The sequence below is a fragment of the Polaribacter vadi genome (assembly GCF_018861005.1).
Lineage (GTDB): Bacteria > Bacteroidota > Bacteroidia > Flavobacteriales > Flavobacteriaceae > Polaribacter > Polaribacter vadi_A.
On the sequence record NZ_JAHKQL010000015.1, the window covers coordinates 75,730 to 92,615 of the forward strand.

Annotated in this window: 16 protein-coding genes and 1 pseudogene; 14 read left to right on the forward strand and 3 right to left on the reverse strand. The window is 29.3% G+C overall.

Annotated features, from left to right (window positions below):
* Positions 1–5 precede the first annotated feature (5 nt).
* The 4 genes from KO506_RS07350 to KO506_RS07365 all read left to right on the forward strand — a co-directional run bounded on the left by KO506_RS07350 (position 6) and on the right by KO506_RS07365 (position 5,370).
* Entirely contained in the window at positions 6–1,676 is a 1,671-nt protein-coding gene (locus tag KO506_RS07350) for an ArnT family glycosyltransferase (protein ID WP_215994253.1), read from the forward strand.
* Between the two features lie 241 nt (positions 1,677–1,917).
* Complete coding sequence (locus tag KO506_RS07355) at positions 1,918–2,595, forward strand: succinate dehydrogenase cytochrome b subunit (RefSeq protein ID WP_215994254.1); 678 nt, start codon at positions 1,918–1,920, stop codon at positions 2,593–2,595.
* A 13-nt stretch (positions 2,596–2,608) separates the two neighbouring features.
* Positions 2,609–4,621 (forward strand): fumarate reductase/succinate dehydrogenase flavoprotein subunit, encoded by a 2,013-nt coding sequence (locus KO506_RS07360; protein ID WP_215994255.1) that lies wholly within the window; start codon positions 2,609–2,611, stop codon positions 4,619–4,621.
* Positions 4,622–4,629: 8 nt separating this feature from the next.
* Positions 4,630–5,370 (forward strand): succinate dehydrogenase/fumarate reductase iron-sulfur subunit, encoded by a 741-nt coding sequence (locus KO506_RS07365; protein ID WP_215994256.1) that lies wholly within the window; start codon positions 4,630–4,632, stop codon positions 5,368–5,370.
* Positions 5,371–5,489: 119 nt separating this feature from the next.
* Here KO506_RS07365 and KO506_RS17090 read toward each other — a convergent pair whose 3' ends face one another.
* A complete protein-coding gene (locus KO506_RS17090) occupies positions 5,490–5,927 on the reverse strand; it encodes a helix-turn-helix domain-containing protein (protein WP_252726815.1) in 438 nt (145 codons plus the stop codon).
* A gap of 764 nt (positions 5,928–6,691) precedes the next feature.
* On the opposite strand from KO506_RS17090, the gene KO506_RS07375 reads away from it, so the two are divergent.
* The 6 genes and pseudogenes from KO506_RS07375 (at position 6,692) to KO506_RS07400 (ending at position 12,621) form a co-directional block, all read left to right on the forward strand.
* The gene (locus KO506_RS07375; protein ID WP_215994257.1) at positions 6,692–7,300 is read left to right on the forward strand and encodes a hypothetical protein; all 609 of its coding nucleotides are present in this window, start codon (positions 6,692–6,694) and stop codon (positions 7,298–7,300) included.
* A gap of 333 nt (positions 7,301–7,633) precedes the next feature.
* The gene (locus tag KO506_RS07380) at positions 7,634–7,786 is read left to right on the forward strand and encodes a hypothetical protein (protein ID WP_215994258.1); all 153 of its coding nucleotides are present in this window, start codon (positions 7,634–7,636) and stop codon (positions 7,784–7,786) included.
* A gap of 254 nt (positions 7,787–8,040) precedes the next feature.
* Positions 8,041–8,370 carry a GLPGLI family protein gene (locus tag KO506_RS07385; protein WP_215994259.1) on the forward strand — a complete coding sequence of 110 codons (330 nt, stop codon included), beginning with the start codon at positions 8,041–8,043 and terminating at the stop codon, positions 8,368–8,370.
* A 61-nt stretch (positions 8,371–8,431) separates the two neighbouring features.
* Positions 8,432–9,163, forward strand: a complete 732-nt coding sequence (locus KO506_RS07390) for a GLPGLI family protein (RefSeq protein ID WP_215994260.1) — start codon at positions 8,432–8,434, stop codon at positions 9,161–9,163.
* A 72-nt stretch (positions 9,164–9,235) separates the two neighbouring features.
* Positions 9,236–9,963, forward strand: a pseudogene (locus KO506_RS07395) (GLPGLI family protein).
* Positions 9,964–9,972: 9 nt separating this feature from the next.
* Positions 9,973–12,621, forward strand: a complete 2,649-nt coding sequence (locus KO506_RS07400) for a carboxypeptidase-like regulatory domain-containing protein (protein WP_215994261.1) — start codon at positions 9,973–9,975, stop codon at positions 12,619–12,621.
* Between the two features lie 78 nt (positions 12,622–12,699).
* Here KO506_RS07400 and KO506_RS07405 read toward each other — a convergent pair whose 3' ends face one another.
* A complete protein-coding gene (locus KO506_RS07405) occupies positions 12,700–13,335 on the reverse strand; it encodes a ribonuclease H1 domain-containing protein (RefSeq protein WP_215994262.1) in 636 nt (211 codons plus the stop codon).
* Positions 13,328–13,900 (reverse strand): phosphoribosylglycinamide formyltransferase, encoded by a 573-nt coding sequence (locus KO506_RS07410; RefSeq protein WP_215994263.1) that lies wholly within the window; start codon positions 13,898–13,900, stop codon positions 13,328–13,330. The genes KO506_RS07405 and KO506_RS07410 overlap by 8 nt, the downstream gene beginning before the upstream one ends.
* Positions 13,901–14,072: 172 nt before the next feature.
* Between KO506_RS07410 and KO506_RS07415 the strand changes: the two genes are divergently transcribed.
* The 4 genes from KO506_RS07415 (at position 14,073) to KO506_RS07430 (ending at position 16,881) form a co-directional block, all read left to right on the forward strand.
* Positions 14,073–14,309: an acyl carrier protein gene (locus KO506_RS07415; RefSeq protein ID WP_004569249.1), complete on the forward strand. Its 237-nt coding sequence runs from the start codon at positions 14,073–14,075 to the stop codon at positions 14,307–14,309.
* 7 nt (positions 14,310–14,316) lie between these two features.
* A complete protein-coding gene (gene fabF / locus KO506_RS07420; protein ID WP_215994264.1) occupies positions 14,317–15,570 on the forward strand; it encodes a beta-ketoacyl-ACP synthase II in 1,254 nt (417 codons plus the stop codon).
* Positions 15,571–15,578: 8 nt separating this feature from the next.
* On the forward strand, positions 15,579–16,322 hold the full coding sequence (rnc, locus tag KO506_RS07425) for a ribonuclease III (protein WP_215994419.1): 744 nt from the start codon (positions 15,579–15,581) through the stop codon (positions 16,320–16,322).
* A gap of 91 nt (positions 16,323–16,413) precedes the next feature.
* Positions 16,414–16,881, forward strand: a complete 468-nt coding sequence (locus KO506_RS07430) for an IPExxxVDY family protein (protein WP_215994265.1) — start codon at positions 16,414–16,416, stop codon at positions 16,879–16,881.
* Positions 16,882–16,886: the final 5 nt, after the last annotated feature.

A 16,886-nucleotide genomic window follows, 5' to 3' on the forward strand; every position in this document is an offset into this window, starting at 1 on the left:
GTATAATGGTTTATAGAACAATAATTCCTTATTTATTTACAATACTTACAGCTTGTTTAGGTATTTATATCTATAATTTATTTTTAGATTTTTATATAGATGATGCAGCCTTGTATGGAACTTTAAGTAAGCACATGATAGAAACTGGCGATTTTCTATCACTAATTCACAATCATAAAGATTGGTTAGATAAACCGCACTTTCCTTTTTGGGTTGCTGCTTTGTTCTTTAAATGTTTTGGTGTAAGTCCGTTTTCATATTTTTTACCAATTACACTTTCTATTTTTGGTTCGTTTATTTACACTTTTAAATTTGCTAATAAATATTATCACAAAACTACTGCTTGGTTAAGTGTTTTTGTTTTGGCAACTGCACAATATACTTTTATGGCAAGTACAGAAGGTAGAATAGAACCTTATTTAATGTTGGCAATTATTGCTAGTATTTATCATTTTGATGCAGGTTTTTATCAAAAGAAATTAGGTCATTTAACTTTGGTTTCTGTATTTGTTGCTATTGCAATTATGACCAAAGGTATCTTTATAATTGTGCCTATTTTTGGCGGAATTTTTGGACATCTATTTTACAATAAAATAAGCCTAAAAGAACTAATTTCTTGGAGATGGCTTTTTATTTTTTTGTTGATTTTTATTTTCATTTTACCAGAAATTTATGCACTATATGTTCAGTTTGATAGTCAATTAGGTAAAGAAGTTTTTGGTAAAAAAGGAGTTTCTGGAATCAGGTGGTTTCTTTGGGATAGTCAATTTAGTAGATTAATAAATTCTGGACCAATTACAAGATCTAGAGGAGATGTTTCTTTCTTTTTACACACCTTAGTTTGGGCCTTTTTTCCTTGGTGTATTTTGTTGTATATAGCTTTTTTTAAAAGAGGAAAACAATTATTTAAGAAAGATAAAATAGCAGAAAATTATACTTTTTTTGGTGGTCTATTTATGTTAATGCTATTTTCGATATCTAAATTTCAATTACCACATTATATTTCGATTGTTTTTCCTTTTTATGCAGTTTTGGTGGCAAATACTTTAAATAATTCTTTTTCAAAAAAAGAGAGAAAAATCATTAACATAACACAATTATTATTTATAGTTTTAGGTGTGTTTCTATTGTTTTTTTTAACGATAATTTCTAAGTCAAACATCTATTTTACATCAATATGTATTTTACTATTGGTTGCTGTTATTATAAAATTACACAATATTAAGTTAACTAGAACAATTAAATATGTAGTGTTTTCTGGTTGTATATCCATTGTGTTAAATTTATATGCAAGTGTAAATGTTTACGCTAAGGTTAGCGATTATAGAGCAGGTATATATGCAGCAGAGTACTTAAATGATAATTATGCAGCTAAATCAGTAGTAACTATTGGTAAAATACCTAATGTATTCGATTTTTACGCTAACTCTTCAGTAACCAAGTTTAGAGTTTTACCAAAAGATGAAAAATTAGAATCAGAATTTGTGTTGTCTTTTTTAATTGATAGTGTTAGTACAGCAAAAATTTTAAAAGATTATATAATAGAAAAAAGGTTTAGGCATTATAATCAAGAGAATATTCAACTAAAGTTTTTTTACCCTAAAAAAAGAGCAAACAGTTTAACAGAATTTGTACTTTATAAAAGAAAGGATGAAGCTTTTTTAACTCAATTATAAAATAAGCTAAGTTTTTAGAACTTTTTTTGCAATGTCTTTTTTTGCTGAAAAAGAAAGTTTATAACTTTTTAAGTTATAATTACTTAAAAACGTTTAAAAATAACATTTTTCAAGTTTTTTGTTAAACGTTTAACCAATTTATTTAAAATAGTTCTAAATACCATTGAAAACGTTCTAATTTCTTTGCTATCCATTTGTTTAAGGTGTATTTTTGTAAACACAATTTTAACTTAACTACACAATGAGCGGATTTTTCAAATCTTCAATTGGAAGGAAAGTAGCAATGGCGCTTTCTGCTTTCTTCCTCATGTTTTTTTTAATAATGCATTTATCAGTTAATTTACTGTCACTTTTTAGTGAAGATGCATTTAACACAGCTTCTCATTTTATGGGAACAAATCCTTTAGTCCAATTTGCATTACAGCCAGTTTTAATAATTGGAGTTGTTTTTCATTTTGTAATGGGTTTTATTTTAGAATTAAAAAACAAAAAAGCACAAGGAGTTGCTTATGCTAAAAACAATGGAGCAGCAAATTCTACATGGATGAGTAGAAATATGATTTATAGCGGAATTGCAATTCTTGCTTTTATCATTTTACACTTTATCGATTTTTGGATTCCAGAATTAAACACAAAATATGTTGTTGGAGATATGTCTGGAATGTACAATGGAGAAATGAGATACTTTCATGAATTGGTAGAAAAATTCCACAGTCCATTAAGAGTGGGTGCTTACGTAATTGCATTTGTGTTTTTAGGTTTGCACTTAGCACATGGTTTTACTTCTGCTTTTCAATCTATGGGTTCTACAGCAGGTCGTAAAAAAGCATTACAAAACTTTGGTAAAGCATATTCAATTATTATTCCTTTAGGGTTTATAATTATTGCATTGTATCATCATTTATTTAATAACCATTAATCTTAATATTAGCATGGCTTTAGATTCAAAAGTACCAAAAGGTCCAATTAAAGATAAATGGACAGATTATAAAAATAAAATTAATTTAGTAAACCCTGCAAACAAACGTCATATAGATGTTATAGTTGTAGGTACAGGTTTAGCAGGTGGTTCTGCTTCTGCAACATTAGCAGAATTAGGCTACAATGTTAAAGCATTTGCATATCAAGATTCTCCAAGAAGAGCGCATTCAATTGCAGCTCAAGGAGGTATTAATGCAGCAAAAAATTACCAAGGAGATGGCGATTCTACTTACAGATTATTTTACGATACTGTAAAAGGAGGAGATTATAGATCTAGAGAAGCAAATGTATATAGGCTTGCTGAGGTTTCTGCAAATATTATAGATCAATGTGTGGCACAAGGAGTACCTTTTGCACGTGATTATGGTGGTTTGTTAGACAATCGTTCTTTTGGTGGGGTTTTAGTTTCTAGAACTTTTTATGCAAAAGGGCAAACAGGTCAGCAATTATTATTAGGAGCTTATTCTGCAATGAATAGACAAATTGCTCGTGGTAAAATAGAAATGTTTAACAGACACGAAATGTTAGATGTTGTTATTGTTGATGGTAAAGCAAGAGGAATTATAGCACGTAATTTAATTACAGGAGAAATAGAAAGACACTCAGCACATGCTGTTGTTGTTGCTTCTGGTGGTTATGGAAACGTATATTTCTTATCAACCAATGCAATGGGTTCTAATGTTACTGCTGGATGGAAAATCCACAAAAAAGGAGCTTATTTTGCAAACCCATGTTATACACAAATACACCCAACTTGTATTCCACGTTCAGGAGATTATCAATCTAAATTAACATTGATGTCTGAATCATTAAGAAATGATGGTAGAATTTGGGTGCCAAAAAACATGGACGATGTTTTAGCAATTAGAGAAGGTAAGAAAAAACCTACAGATTTATCTGAAGCAGAAAGAGATTATTATTTAGAAAGACGTTACCCAGCTTTTGGTAATTTAGTACCAAGAGATGTAGCATCTAGAGCAGCAAAGGAACGTTGTGATGCTGGTTATGGAGTTAATGCAACTGGTGAAGCTGTGTATTTAGATTTTGCTTCTGCAATTACTAGATATGGAACTGAACAAGCAAAAATTCATAATATTAACAATCCTTCTGATGCAAAAATATACGAATTAGGTCAAAAAATAGTTGAAGCTAAATATGGTAACTTATTTCAGATGTACGAAAAAATCGTAGATCAAAATCCATACGAAACTCCTATGATGATTTATCCTGCAGTACACTATACAATGGGTGGTGTTTGGGTAGATTATAACTTAATGACAACCATTCCTGGATGTTATTGTATTGGAGAAGCAAACTTCTCTGATCATGGTGCAAACAGATTAGGAGCCTCTGCATTAATGCAAGGTTTAGCAGATGGTTATTTTGTATTACCATATACTATTGGAGATTATTTAGCTGATGATATTAGAACCGGAAAAATATCAACAGAAACTCCAGAATTTGAAGCTGCAGAAAAAGAAGTAAAAGACAGAATAGATTTCTTTGTAAATAATAAAGGAACAAAATCTGTAGATTATTTCCATAAAAAACTTGGTAAAGTTATGTGGGATAAAGCAGGTATGTCTAGAAACGAAGCTGGTTTAAAAGAAGCTATGGCAGAAATTAAAGCAATTCGTGAAGAATTTTGGAAAGAAGTTTCTGTACCTGGAGGCTCTGACGAATTAAATCCAGAATTAGAAAAAGCAGGTAGAGTTGCAGATTTCTTAGAGTTAGGAGAATTATTTGCAAAAGATGCTTTAATGAGAGAAGAATCTTGTGGAGGGCATTTTAGAGAAGAATCTGCAGAAGAATCTGGACCACAAAAAGGTGAAGCAAAACGTGATGATGTAAACTTTGCATTTGCTGCTGCCTGGGAGTATAAAGGAGAACCTGCTGATGCAGTTTTACATAAAGAAGAATTAGAGTTTAACGACATTGAATTGAAACAACGTTCATACAAATAAAAGACAGAATGAATTTAACACTTAAAATTTGGAGACAAAAAGACTCGAACGCAAAGGGTCAAATGGTAGACTATAAAGTGACTGAAATTTCAGAGCATATGTCTTTTTTAGAAATGATGGATGTTTTGAACGAGCAATTAGTAAACTCTGGTGAAGAACCTGTTGCTTTTGATCATGATTGTAGAGAAGGTATTTGTGGTATGTGCTCTATGTATATTAATGGAGAAGCTCATGGACCTGATAGAGGTGTTACAACTTGCCAGTTACATATGCGTATGTTTAAAGATGGAGACACTATTACAATAGAACCATTTAGAGCTGCTGCTTTTCCTGTAATTAAAGATTTAATTGTAGATAGAAACTCTTTTGAAAGAATACAACAAGCAGGGGGGTACATTTCTGTAAACACATCTGGTAATACACAAGATGCAAACTCTTTACCAATTTCTAAACATGCTGCAGACGAAGCAATGGATGCAGCAACTTGTATTGGTTGTGGTGCTTGTGTAGCTACTTGTAAAAACAGTTCTGCAATGTTATTTGTAGGTGCTAAAGTATCTCAATACGCATTATTACCTCAAGGACAAGTAGAGGCAGCAGATCGTGTAAAAAACATGGTTGCACAGATGGATTTAGAAGGTTTTGGAAACTGTACAAACACAGGTGCTTGCGAAGTAGAATGCCCAAAAGGAATTTCTTTAGACAACATTGCAAGAATGAACAGAGAGTTGATGAAAGCGTCTATATAATTTACGAGCGTCATTGCGAGTTTTTACGAAGCAATCTCAAAATTGTAACGAAAACATTAATAATAAAACCCAAAACTAAAATTTAGTTTTGGGTTTTTTATTGAGAACGATGAATAGTTTTATTTAAAACCTTTAAAAAATTCTTCAGGAGAAATTTCTAATTTTTCTAAAATTTCTAACAATCGAATAGTATCTAATTTTGTTTTGCCAGTTTCTACTTTGTAAAAACCACTAGAGGTTAAATTTAATAGCGCTCCTAAATCCCATTGGGTTAAACCAAGTTCTTTACGTCTTTTAACAATTCGCCTTAAAATAGCTTTAGACTTCTTTTCTAACCTTTCTTTTTCTTTTTCTTTTTCTTTTTCTTTTTCTTTTTCTTTTTCTTTTTCTTTCATTTCAATTTTTAAAGCATAAAAATAAGCTAAAAAAAACACTTTTTCACTTTCCATTTTGGCATCCCTATTTATAGGGGTAAAATACTCTCCCCATAAATGGGGATGCCAAAACAGCCATAGAATTATTTTTATTTCTGATAAATCTTTCTCAAATTTGAACAAAAGAAATTGCTATGAAAAAGAAAACTTTTTAATAAATTGTTATTGTTATTATGGATGAACTTGTTTCAGTAACAGTTAAGAAATTTCCTTTTCTTTCTTTTTTTGTCATTCCTGCGAAGGCAGGAATCTAATCTAAAATAAAACAACCTCTGCTTGCGGAAATAAGAAATATAAAAATCGTGTAAATAAATGTATCACTTAAAACCATTGCCTATGTAAATAAACAAGAACAAGCAGAAGAAGTGCTACAAATGTACCATATTTTCTACAAGTTTTTGGTGTTGTTTACACTTGTTCAATCAACTAAACACACCAAATCATATTTTATAAATCATTTTTAAAAATAGAAAAAATTAGTTTTAAGTTTAGTTATTGTATTTGCAATGTCGACATTTTCAACCTAAAGATAGAAGAAGTAATTATAGAAATATGGGGCCAGCAAGTGATTGTGTAAAATAATCTAAGTATAAATCTTTATGGATAGTTCATATAAATCAATAAAGACCAATGGATTACTATATGACTTATTACTTAGTTGTGTAAAGTTAAACTAAATTAAGGTCAACAAAAGGACTGACAATCCAACTTCGGTATATGTGAAAGTTGAAACCGAAATAAAAGAATAAGTAAACCGAATTATTAAAAAACGAAAGAGTAAAATAAACTTATAAAAAAATGAAAATTATATTTTGGCAAATATTCTTGATAGTATTTGCTGTTTTAGTAGTACTATATATAATAAAAAAAATAAAAAATAAAATAAAATGAAAAATAAAATTATTATACTTTTCTTAACGATTATATCTTATTCATGTTCAGACGAGAATTTAGTCCTGCAAGAAGAGAAATTAACAAAAGAAAAAATTATTGAGCATCTAAAAAAAAGAAATAATAATTACAGTTTTCATGATGAGTCGACTATTTTCTTAAGCAAAACAAAAACAAAATTCCCAGAACCTATATATTTTGATAATATAGAAGAAATGGACATTTTCTTAAACGAAATAGAAAAAGTAAAGAATGAAGCTTATAGTAAACCAATTGTTACGGATGATGCACCAGATTATTCTGGAGATGGTGGAGATAAAGACGGTTACTTTACAAGACAAACTTACATTGGTGGTTTTGGTGTTTACATGAATGTTGGGTTTAATTTTGCTGGTTGTTCGGGTAATAATTTAAATTCATGGATATCTGGATTTACATTAGGTGTTTCTTGGCATCACCTTGGTGGGGCATTATCAACAGATAATCAAAATACTAGAATTAATTTTACAGTTTCAGGTGTTATGAATTATAATCTATTCGTAGAAGGAATAGGAACTGTATTTTCACAAAATTCAACATTTAGTGGTTATAAAACTTGTGACTAATAATTAATATTTGTCATAGTTATAATAAAGAACTTTCTTTAAAAACAGTTCTTTATTTAAATTAAAATGATTCTATTTTTGTTTATTTCTTCCCAGAATAACTGTACACAACACAGTATATAATCTATTGCTGGCTTCTCACCTAATTACGATAGTCCTCTCGGACTTTCTTAGTCGGTATTGATTTACTAACTAGTTGCTTAAACTACGCAACAAATCACATATAAAAACGGTTGTTTGTACACTGTAGAGTAATATTTTATGATAAATAATTTAGAGATCAGTTTTAATTGATCTCTAAATTTTAAGAAAGTAATTGATAACATATAAAAAATGAAAAAAAATCTTTTTTTAATTTATTTCTTTTTAACAGTAGGTATATTTTTACAATCAAATTTAACGGGTGTGGTGTATTATGAGTCAGGTATTAGCCAACAAAATATTGATAATTCTTTATTCAAAATAAAGAAAATTACTAAAAAATAAAGAATGTATTAAATTTATGGATAATTTTTTATTTAACAGTAAGAAGGTAGTGTCAACTTTACAGTTTTGATTAAATGAAGCTTTATTTCAAGTAAATAAAAAATAACAGATTGTTACAACATTACGGAAAAAATGAATTTAATAGCTGCTGGAGGTTATAAAAATTTTTATCAAAATACAAGAACACAAAGTTTAGAAATACAAAACTGTCAAACCCTTGGAGAATGTTTTGTTAATAGTTCTAAATTTAAAAAATGGAAATTAACTCAAGAAACAAAAAAAATGCAGGTTTTCTTTGTTGTAAAGCTACAACTAATATTAAAAGTAATGATAAACACATTAATGTTACAGCTTGGTATACCAATGAAGTCCCTTTTAATTTTGGGCCAAAAGCTTACAATGGTTTACCTGGTTTAATTTTAGAACTACAAGAAGATATTTTGCTGATAAAAGCTACTAAAATATCATTAAACCAAAAAAAGAAAAAGCTGATTAAAAAGCCAAGTCAAGGTGAAAAAGTAACGTTAAGAGAATATAATGCAATTGTAAAAGAAATGTATAATAGTCGTTTTAAAAGAAATTAAAAACCTTCGCTTGCGGAAATAAAAAATATAAAACCTTGTAAATAAATAGTAGACATAACTAATGCATAGAATTAATATTAATATAGCACTCCTGTTTATAACAGTAGCGTTATTTAGTCAAAAGAACTCGAATATTAGAATAACTTATGATGTTGGTTTAAAATTATATAAATCTGGAGAGTCATTAACTAAGGAGAAAAAAAGTTATAATGATTTTATGAAGGATTTACCAAACAAAACTTACATCTTAGATATTAATAATGAGCATTCTATTTTTTATACAGATAACAAAATGAATATTGATGTAAAAAATAAACTCGATTTAGTCTCGGCTTTTGTTGGTAATGGAGTCTATTATCATAATGCAGAAACAAATATAACTTTAAATCAAAAAAACACTTTAGGAGAAGATTTTATAATAGAAAATGAAGTAAAATATATTTGGAATCTTTCTCAAGAAAAAAAGAAAATAGGTGATTATATCTGTTTTAAAGCAACAACAACCCAAAAATATATTAATAGAATAGGAGAAACAAAAACTAAACAAATTGTGGCTTGGTATAACCCAGATATTCCAATTAATATTGGGATAAAAGATTATCATGGGCTTCCAGGAATAATAATATCTCTAGATGAAGGAGATGTTTATTATGAATGTGTAAAAATTGAGTTAAACTTAACAGAAAACCTAAATTTATCAAAACCATACAAAGGAAAATATGTTACTAAAAAAGAATATAATGATATTCTCAAAACAGGTTTTACAAAGAAGTTCGGAATAAAAAATAGATAAAAATAACTTATTTGAAACCTTAATAAATTCTTTTCGTTCTTAAAAGTAGTACGTCAATTATAAGGTAAAGCTATGAGATTTAATCTATTACTAATTTATTTGTTTTTTTCAATAACCATTTTTTCACAACAATTAACTGGCAAAGTAACTTATATAGTTTCTATGGAATCATATTCAAAAGAAAAAATAGATTCCATATCTAAAAAACTCAAGACAAAAAAAGTGAAAATGAACAAATGGATGCGTGATGTTTTTGAAAACACACCCAATGTAAATGCCTATTTAGAGTTTTCTAATGATGAGTCTTTATATTACGTAGAGGATAAAATGCAAAATGATGGAAAACCCATTTTTAATGTAAATAGAACTTTTGCTGGTGGAGATCGTAGATATTACAAAAACACAAAAACGAATGAGTATTTTAATGAAAGTAACACTTTTGGAGAATTATTCTTAATAGAAATTAATCCCAAAAAATGGAAAATAACACAAGAGTCTAAAAAATTGGTAGATATCTATGTTTTAAAGCAATTGATATTGAGTCAACCAACAAAAAGATGAAACCTGTAGTTTGGTTTACTCCAGAAATACCTGTTAGTTTTGGACCTTTAAAATATAATGGCTTACCTGGTTTGGTTCTTTTAGTAGAAATGCATAGAAGAACTATTAGTGCATCAGAAATAATTATAAATCCTAAAAAAGAAATTGTAATTAAAAAACCTACAAAAGGTAAAAAAATGACAGCAGAAGAAGCTAGAAAAAGAGGAGAAGCGTTTTGGAAAACTATTGAAAAGCAATAAACTGTTTTTATGAAAAAGAAACTCCTAATCATTTTAGTCTTTACAATTTCAAGTTTTAGTTATTCCCAAAAAGTTACGTTAACAGGTTTTGTAAAAGACAGTTTACTAAATTCTTTACCTTACACAAACGTAATTGCAAAACCCAAAGATGTGTCTAAAAATTTGCAATTTGCTATTACAGATAATGAGGGTTATTACAAGCTAACTTTACAAAAAGGAGATACGATTACTATTAGTATTTCTTACTTGGGTTATAAGCCTTTAGATTATCAATTTATCGCGTTAAAAGACAGCAAAAAAGACTTTGTTTTACAACAATCTTCAGAACAATTAGATGAGGTAATAATTGAAATGCCAGTAACAGTTAGAGGAGACACCACAACCTATAAAACCAGTAAATTTATAGATGGTTCAGAACGTAAACTTAAAAATGTATTAAAAAAGCTACCAGGAGTTGAGGTAGATAAAAATGGAGGAGTTAAAGTACAAGGTAAAAAAGTAACCAAAATGTTAGTAGATGGTAAAAAGTTTTTTGGCGGTAACACTAAATTGGCAGTAGAAAATATTCCTGTAGATGCTGTAGGTAATGTAGAGGTTATAGACAATTACAACGAAGTTTCTTTTCTAAAAGGTTTGTCCGATTCTGATGAAATGGCAATGAACATCAACCTAAAAGAAGATAAAAAACGTTTTGTTTTTGGTGATGTTGAGGCTGGTAAAGGCAATAAAGATTTTTACAAAACAAGTGCCAATTTGTTTTATTATTCGCCAAAAACCAACGTTAACTTTATAGGAAACATCAATAATATAGGCGAAAAAACATTTACGTTCAGAGATTATATGAGTTTTTCAGGAGGAGTAAATGCTATTTTTAGTGGTAATTTTAGTTGGAAAGGTGGCGATTTTTCTCAATTTATGCAAAGTAATGATGTGTTGAGTAGTCAACAAAAATTTGGGGCGTTAAATATTTCAAAAACGGCAACTCAAAAATTGGATGTTTCTGGGTATGCTATTTTTTCGAATTCAGAAACATCGAGTTTAGTAGAAAACCTGAATGAGTATACCACTTTTGTAGAAGATAGAACTCGAAAAACAAATTTCGATAATTTATTAGGAATTGGGAATTTAAATTTAGAATACACACCCAATTCCAAATCGAAATTCTATGCAAGAACGCAAGTAAAAAGAACCAACAATATCAACAATCAAAATTTAACGAGTAGTATAAATGCAAATACAAATACCATTGTAACAGACAGAGATTTAACAGCTACTTACATCAACCAAAATATAGAATGGCACAAAAGGCAAAATGACAAGCACACGTTTTCGTCTGTCATCAATTATACCTTTGATAAAAGTAATAAAACCGCTTTTTGGGAAACCCAAGATCCTATTTTACAAGGATTAATTCCTGCTGATAATAACCAGACTTTATTGCGAATTAATCAATTAAAAAACACCCAAGAACATAATTTTGATGGCGTTTTTAAACACTTTTGGGAAATTAACAACAGCAATCACATTTATACAACTTTAGGAAACAAATTTTTGCAAGAAGACTTTTTTACAGAAGACATTCAAGTTTTAGATAATAATACTGTAAATAATTTCGCCAATGGCGGATTTGGAAACGATGTAAATTTTAGCTTGAACGATTTTTTTGTAGGAATACATTACAAATTCAGAGCAGGGATTTTTACCCTAAAACAAGGAATATTTGCCCATAAATACGATTGGAATATTAATCAAAATATAACTACGGATGTTAGTAAATGGGTTGTTTTACCTGATTTTTTAGCCAAAATTGAGTTTAATAAATCAAAAAAAATCACCATAAATTACAACTTAAAAACTTCTTTTTCTGATGCCAGTAAATTCGCCAATCGTTTTTATTTGCAATCGTACAATTCCGTTTTTAAAGGAAATGAAAATCTACAAAACAACTTATTCCATAGTGCAAGAATTTATTATAGTAGATTTAGTTTGTACAGAGGTTTAATGTTGTTTGCAAGTGTAAATTACAATAAACAAATTCGTGGTGTAAGAAACACGGTTGATTTTAATGACATCAATCAATTTTTAACAGTAAAAATGTTTGACAATCCATCAGAAGATTGGCGAGGAAATATTCACTTAGAAAAAACCATAAAAAACCTAAAGTATAAATTTGATGTTGGTTTTAGTAATTCACAATACGTACAAGAACTAAATAATACCCAACAAACCAATACCAACAAAAATTACGATTACGAAATTGCTATTGAAACGTTGTTTGATAAATTCCCAACTATAGAAATTGGTTTTAAACAAGATATGGGCAATTTTACATCGAGTGCAACAACCACAAAGTTTGTAACTACAGCTCCTTTTATAAATATTGATTATAATTTTATAGAAAACTTTATTTTTAATTTCGATTATACCAAAAGCAATTATCAGAATAAAACGTTGAATCAGAAAAATACCTACGAAATTGCCAATGCAACCTTATCTTATAAAAAAGAAAATTCTGCTTGGAGTTATAAAATAATCGCACAAAATCTATTAAATGCACAATTTAAACAAAGCAATAGTTTTTCGGATTATGTAGTTTCAGATACTAAAACCTTTATATTACCAAGAATTATTATGTTTAGCATTGGGTATAATTTGTAGGTTCAGTTTTTAGAAAAAAAATCTAAGTTTTACACAAATCTACTAGCTCCTTCCCTTTAGGAAGGTTGGGATGGGATTTTATTTCCTCCCAAAATCCGCAGGAATTTCTCCCCAAGCTTTGGTTTCCCATTTTAAAATTGGGTTTTTAAAAGAGTTGTTTTTAAGCCAATTTTCGGCTCTTTTAATCAAGTCTAATAAGTCTTTGTTAGCAGTATCAAAATGAAGATTGGTTTTGCATTTTTTTTGTTTAATCCAACTCATGGCAATTCTAGAATCAGAATAAATAGGAATATTTTCTTTGTTTTTGCTCTTTAATAACGCAATTCCATGCACTAATGCTAAAAATTCACCAATATTATTTGTCCCTTTTTGGAAAGGACCTTTTCTAAAAATTTCTTTTTTACTGTGTGTAAAAACACCTCTATATTCCATTTTACCAGGATTTCCAGCACAAGCAGCATCAACAGAAATACTCTCTAAAATTGGCGAACCATATTTGGCTTTTTCAGAAGAAGATAATGTGGGTTTTTTAGTGTTTTTACCTTTATAATCTTCATATTTTCCTTCGAATGCTTTTTCGGCTTCACCTAAATCAGCAAAAGATTTGTATTGAGCACCATCAAAACCATCAATTTGAGCTTTACAAACTTTCCAAGAAGTAAAAACACCTGTTTTTCTTCCTTTCCAAACTACATAAAACTTTTTTTTAGCCATTTGTAGATAAAATTACTTCTTCTATAACTTTTGGAAAATACTGTTGTTCTAAAAGATGAATCTTTTCTGCAATTTTCTCTGGAGTATCTGTATCATTTAAAGCCGTTTTTGCCTGAAAAATGATAGCACCTTCATCATAATTTGCATTTACATAGTGAATTGTAATACCAGTTTCTGGTTCGTTATTTTCTTTTACAGCTCTATGAACGTTCATCCCATACATTCCTTTTCCACCATAATTTGGCAATAAAGCAGGATGAATATTTATAATTTTATTAGGAAAAGCATCAATTATTTTTTCAGGAATTTTCCATAAAAAACCAGCCAAAACAATAAAATCTGCTTCTTCTTTTAAAATATTAAGTATAAAATCCGAAGAAAAAAACTCTTCCCTTTTAAAGTGTAAAGAGTTAGTGTTTAGTCTTTTACATCTATCAAAAACCTTGGCACGCTCATTGTTACATAACAATTTAGTAACCTTAGCGGTTTTAGTATGATTAAAAAACTTTATAATGTTTTCTGCGTTCGTTCCAGAACCAGAAGCAAAAACAACAATACGCTTCATAACTACATTTCTAAGCTACAAAAAAAAGAATAAATATTAACAAATTGATTATTTTTGAAGGAGATTAATTTTTTTTCTTTACATTTAGTAATCATTTTTCGGGCAAATATTAGTTATAAATATAAAGATTTGTATTTTTGCGCCGATTTAAATTTTAAAAAACAAAAAAATTATGTCAGACATTGCATCAAGAGTAAAAGCTATTATCGTAGACAAATTAGGAGTAGACGATAACGAAGTAACAACAGAAGCTAGCTTCACAAATGATTTAGGAGCAGATTCTTTAGATACTGTTGAGTTAATTATGGAATTCGAAAAAGAATTCGATATTCAAATTCCAGATGACCAAGCAGAAAACATCGGAACTGTAGGTCAAGCAGTTAGCTATATAGAAGAAGCAAAAAAGTAATATTTATATGCAATTAAAACGAGTTGTAGTAACTGGACTTGGCGCATTAACGCCAATTGGTAATAATATTGAAGAATATTGGAACGCTTTAATTAACGGAGTTAGTGGAGCAGCACCTATCACACACTTTGATGCTGCCAAGTTCAAGACTCGTTTTGCATGTGAGTTAAAGGGTTTCAAAGTCAATGATTTTATTGATAGAAAAGAAGCTCGAAGAATGGATAAATTTACACAGTATGCTGTTGTAGCTGCTGATGAAGCCATTCAAGATGCTAAATTAAATTTAGACGAGATTAACAAATTACGTGTTGGTGTAATTTGGGGAGCAGGTATAGGAGGCTTAGAAACTTTTCAAAACGAAGCTATGAATTTTGGAGCTGGAGATGGCACACCAAGATTTAATCCTTTCTTTATCCCAAAAATGATTGCAGACATTGCCCCTGGTCATATATCTATTAAAAATGGATTTATGGGGCCAAATTATACTACAGTTTCTGCATGTGCATCTTCTGCAAATGCAATGATAGATGCTTTAAATTACATTAGATTAGGACATTGTGATGTTATTGTAACAGGTGGTTCAGAAGCTGCTGTTACTCAGGCTGGTGTTGGTGGATTTAATGCCATGAAAGCATTATCTGAAAGAAATGATGATTATAAAACTGCTTCTAGACCTTTTGATGCAGAACGAGATGGTTTTGTTTTAGGTGAAGGTGCAGGTGCTATTATTTTAGAAGAATATGAACACGCAAAAGCAAGAGGTGCCAAAATTTATGCAGAAGTAATAGGTGGTGGTATGTCTTCTGATGCTTATCATATGACAGCCCCACATCCAGAAGGAATTGGTGTAATTGCAGTAATGAAAAACTGTTTAGAAAATTCTGGAATAAATCCAGAAGATGTAGATCATATTAATACACATGGTACTTCTACTCCTTTAGGAGATGTTGCTGAATTAAAAGCAATTTCTGAGGTTTTTGGAGATCATGCTAAGAACATCAATATAAATTCTACCAAATCTATGACTGGGCATTTATTAGGTGCTGCAGGTGCAATAGAATCTATAGCTTCTATTTTAGCTATGGAAAATGGTATTATTCCTCCTACTATTAACCATGCAACTATTGATGAAAATATTAATCCTGAATTAAATCTTACGCTTAATAAGGCTCAAAAAAGAGATATTAAGGTGGCTATGAGTAATACATTTGGTTTTGGTGGGCATAATGCTTGTGTAGCCTTTAAGAAGTTGGTGGAATAAAAATGAAAATTAATTTAATTCGTAAAATAGTTAGAAGACCTCCTAAAGCTAAAGAAGATAGGGCTTTGTACTACGAATTAAAAGAATTACTAAATTTTACACCAAGAAGTTTAAGTAAATACAAAAAAGCTTTTACACATAGATCTGTACAGTTATCAGACGAAAAAGGAAATCCTATAAACTACGAACGTTTAGAGTTTTTAGGAGATTCTATTTTAGGCTCTGTAATTGCTGCATATCTTTATAAAAAAGTGCCAACAGGTTCAGAGGGTTATCTAACACAAATGCGCTCTAAAATAGTAAGTAGAGAACATTTAAATGAACTGGGTAAAGATTTAGACTTAATTCGTTTCATTAATAGTAATGTAGATGAAGCCAATGTTGGCGAAAATATACATGGAAATATTTTTGAAGCTTTAGTTGGTGCAATTTATTTAGATAAAGGCTATAATTTTTCGCAAAAATTTATTTTTGAAAACGTAATATTACCTTATGTTGATATAGAAAGGTTAGAAGGTAAAATTACAAGCTACAAAGGGCTAATTATAGAATGGTGCCAAAAACAAAAGAAAAAGTATAAGTTTGACACTTATGAAGATACAGGTAATGACCCTGTAAAACACTTTAGTGTTCGAGTTAGTATAGATGGAGAACAAATTGCAAAAGGTAGAGCTACATCTAAAAAAAAGGCAGAAGAACAAGCCTCAAAAAGAGTTTATTACGCTTTCCAAAGCCAAATTTCTGAGGGCTAAATACGATAACGTTTTCGTTAAAATAACATTGAAACTCATAAACTATTAGTAAATTAGCGTTGTAAAAACATATAAACGCCAGTTTCTATTCATGCAAATTCATTCATTAGGTTTAGATATATGCGAAGAAGAATATTCATTAATTGGAATTCATACAGCATTAGAAGACTTCAAGTTAGCCTATCTATTGAATAAAAAGTTAGGAACCAGTTTTTATAAAGCTAAAGAAGATTTAAATTTTGAAGAAAAACAAAATGAAACTTCTTTTTCAATATTTAATTATTCAAATAACAAATATGATTTCGAGTGGTTTTTAATAGCTAATAGCTCTAAAAGAGAAAATCAAAAAGAATCTAACGAACTTTTATTAACATCAGAAACAAAAACATATTTAATACCAGAAAAGAAAAAAGTAGATTTTTTTATTAAAATTTCTGGTAGTTTACAGTATAATTTTGTTGAAGAAATTATAAACAAAATCAAAACAATAGATCAAGTAATTACTTCTTATATAATAGATAAGAATAAATTAAAATCAAAAGACTTTTTAATATTTTAGAAATT

Coding starts and splice junctions, on each gene's coding strand:
- KO506_RS07350 (WP_215994253.1), top strand. CDS start 6: ATGGTTTATAGAACAATAATTCCTTATTTATTTACAATACTTACAGCT.
- KO506_RS07355 (WP_215994254.1), top strand. CDS start 1,918: ATGAGCGGATTTTTCAAATCTTCAATTGGAAGGAAAGTAGCAATGGCG.
- KO506_RS07360 (WP_215994255.1), top strand. CDS start 2,609: ATGGCTTTAGATTCAAAAGTACCAAAAGGTCCAATTAAAGATAAATGG.
- KO506_RS07365 (WP_215994256.1), top strand. CDS start 4,630: ATGAATTTAACACTTAAAATTTGGAGACAAAAAGACTCGAACGCAAAG.
- KO506_RS07375 (WP_215994257.1), top strand. CDS start 6,692: ATGAAAAATAAAATTATTATACTTTTCTTAACGATTATATCTTATTCA.
- KO506_RS07380 (WP_215994258.1), top strand. CDS start 7,634: ATGAAAAAAAATCTTTTTTTAATTTATTTCTTTTTAACAGTAGGTATA.
- KO506_RS07385 (WP_215994259.1), top strand. CDS start 8,041: ATGGAAATTAACTCAAGAAACAAAAAAAATGCAGGTTTTCTTTGTTGT.
- KO506_RS07390 (WP_215994260.1), top strand. CDS start 8,432: ATGCATAGAATTAATATTAATATAGCACTCCTGTTTATAACAGTAGCG.
- KO506_RS07400 (WP_215994261.1), top strand. CDS start 9,973: ATGAAAAAGAAACTCCTAATCATTTTAGTCTTTACAATTTCAAGTTTT.
- KO506_RS07405 (WP_215994262.1), bottom strand. CDS start 13,335: ATGGCTAAAAAAAAGTTTTATGTAGTTTGGAAAGGAAGAAAAACAGGT.
- KO506_RS07410 (WP_215994263.1), bottom strand. CDS start 13,900: ATGAAGCGTATTGTTGTTTTTGCTTCTGGTTCTGGAACGAACGCAGAA.
- KO506_RS07415 (WP_004569249.1), top strand. CDS start 14,073: ATGTCAGACATTGCATCAAGAGTAAAAGCTATTATCGTAGACAAATTA.
- fabF (WP_215994264.1), top strand. CDS start 14,317: ATGCAATTAAAACGAGTTGTAGTAACTGGACTTGGCGCATTAACGCCA.
- KO506_RS07430 (WP_215994265.1), top strand. CDS start 16,414: ATGCAAATTCATTCATTAGGTTTAGATATATGCGAAGAAGAATATTCA.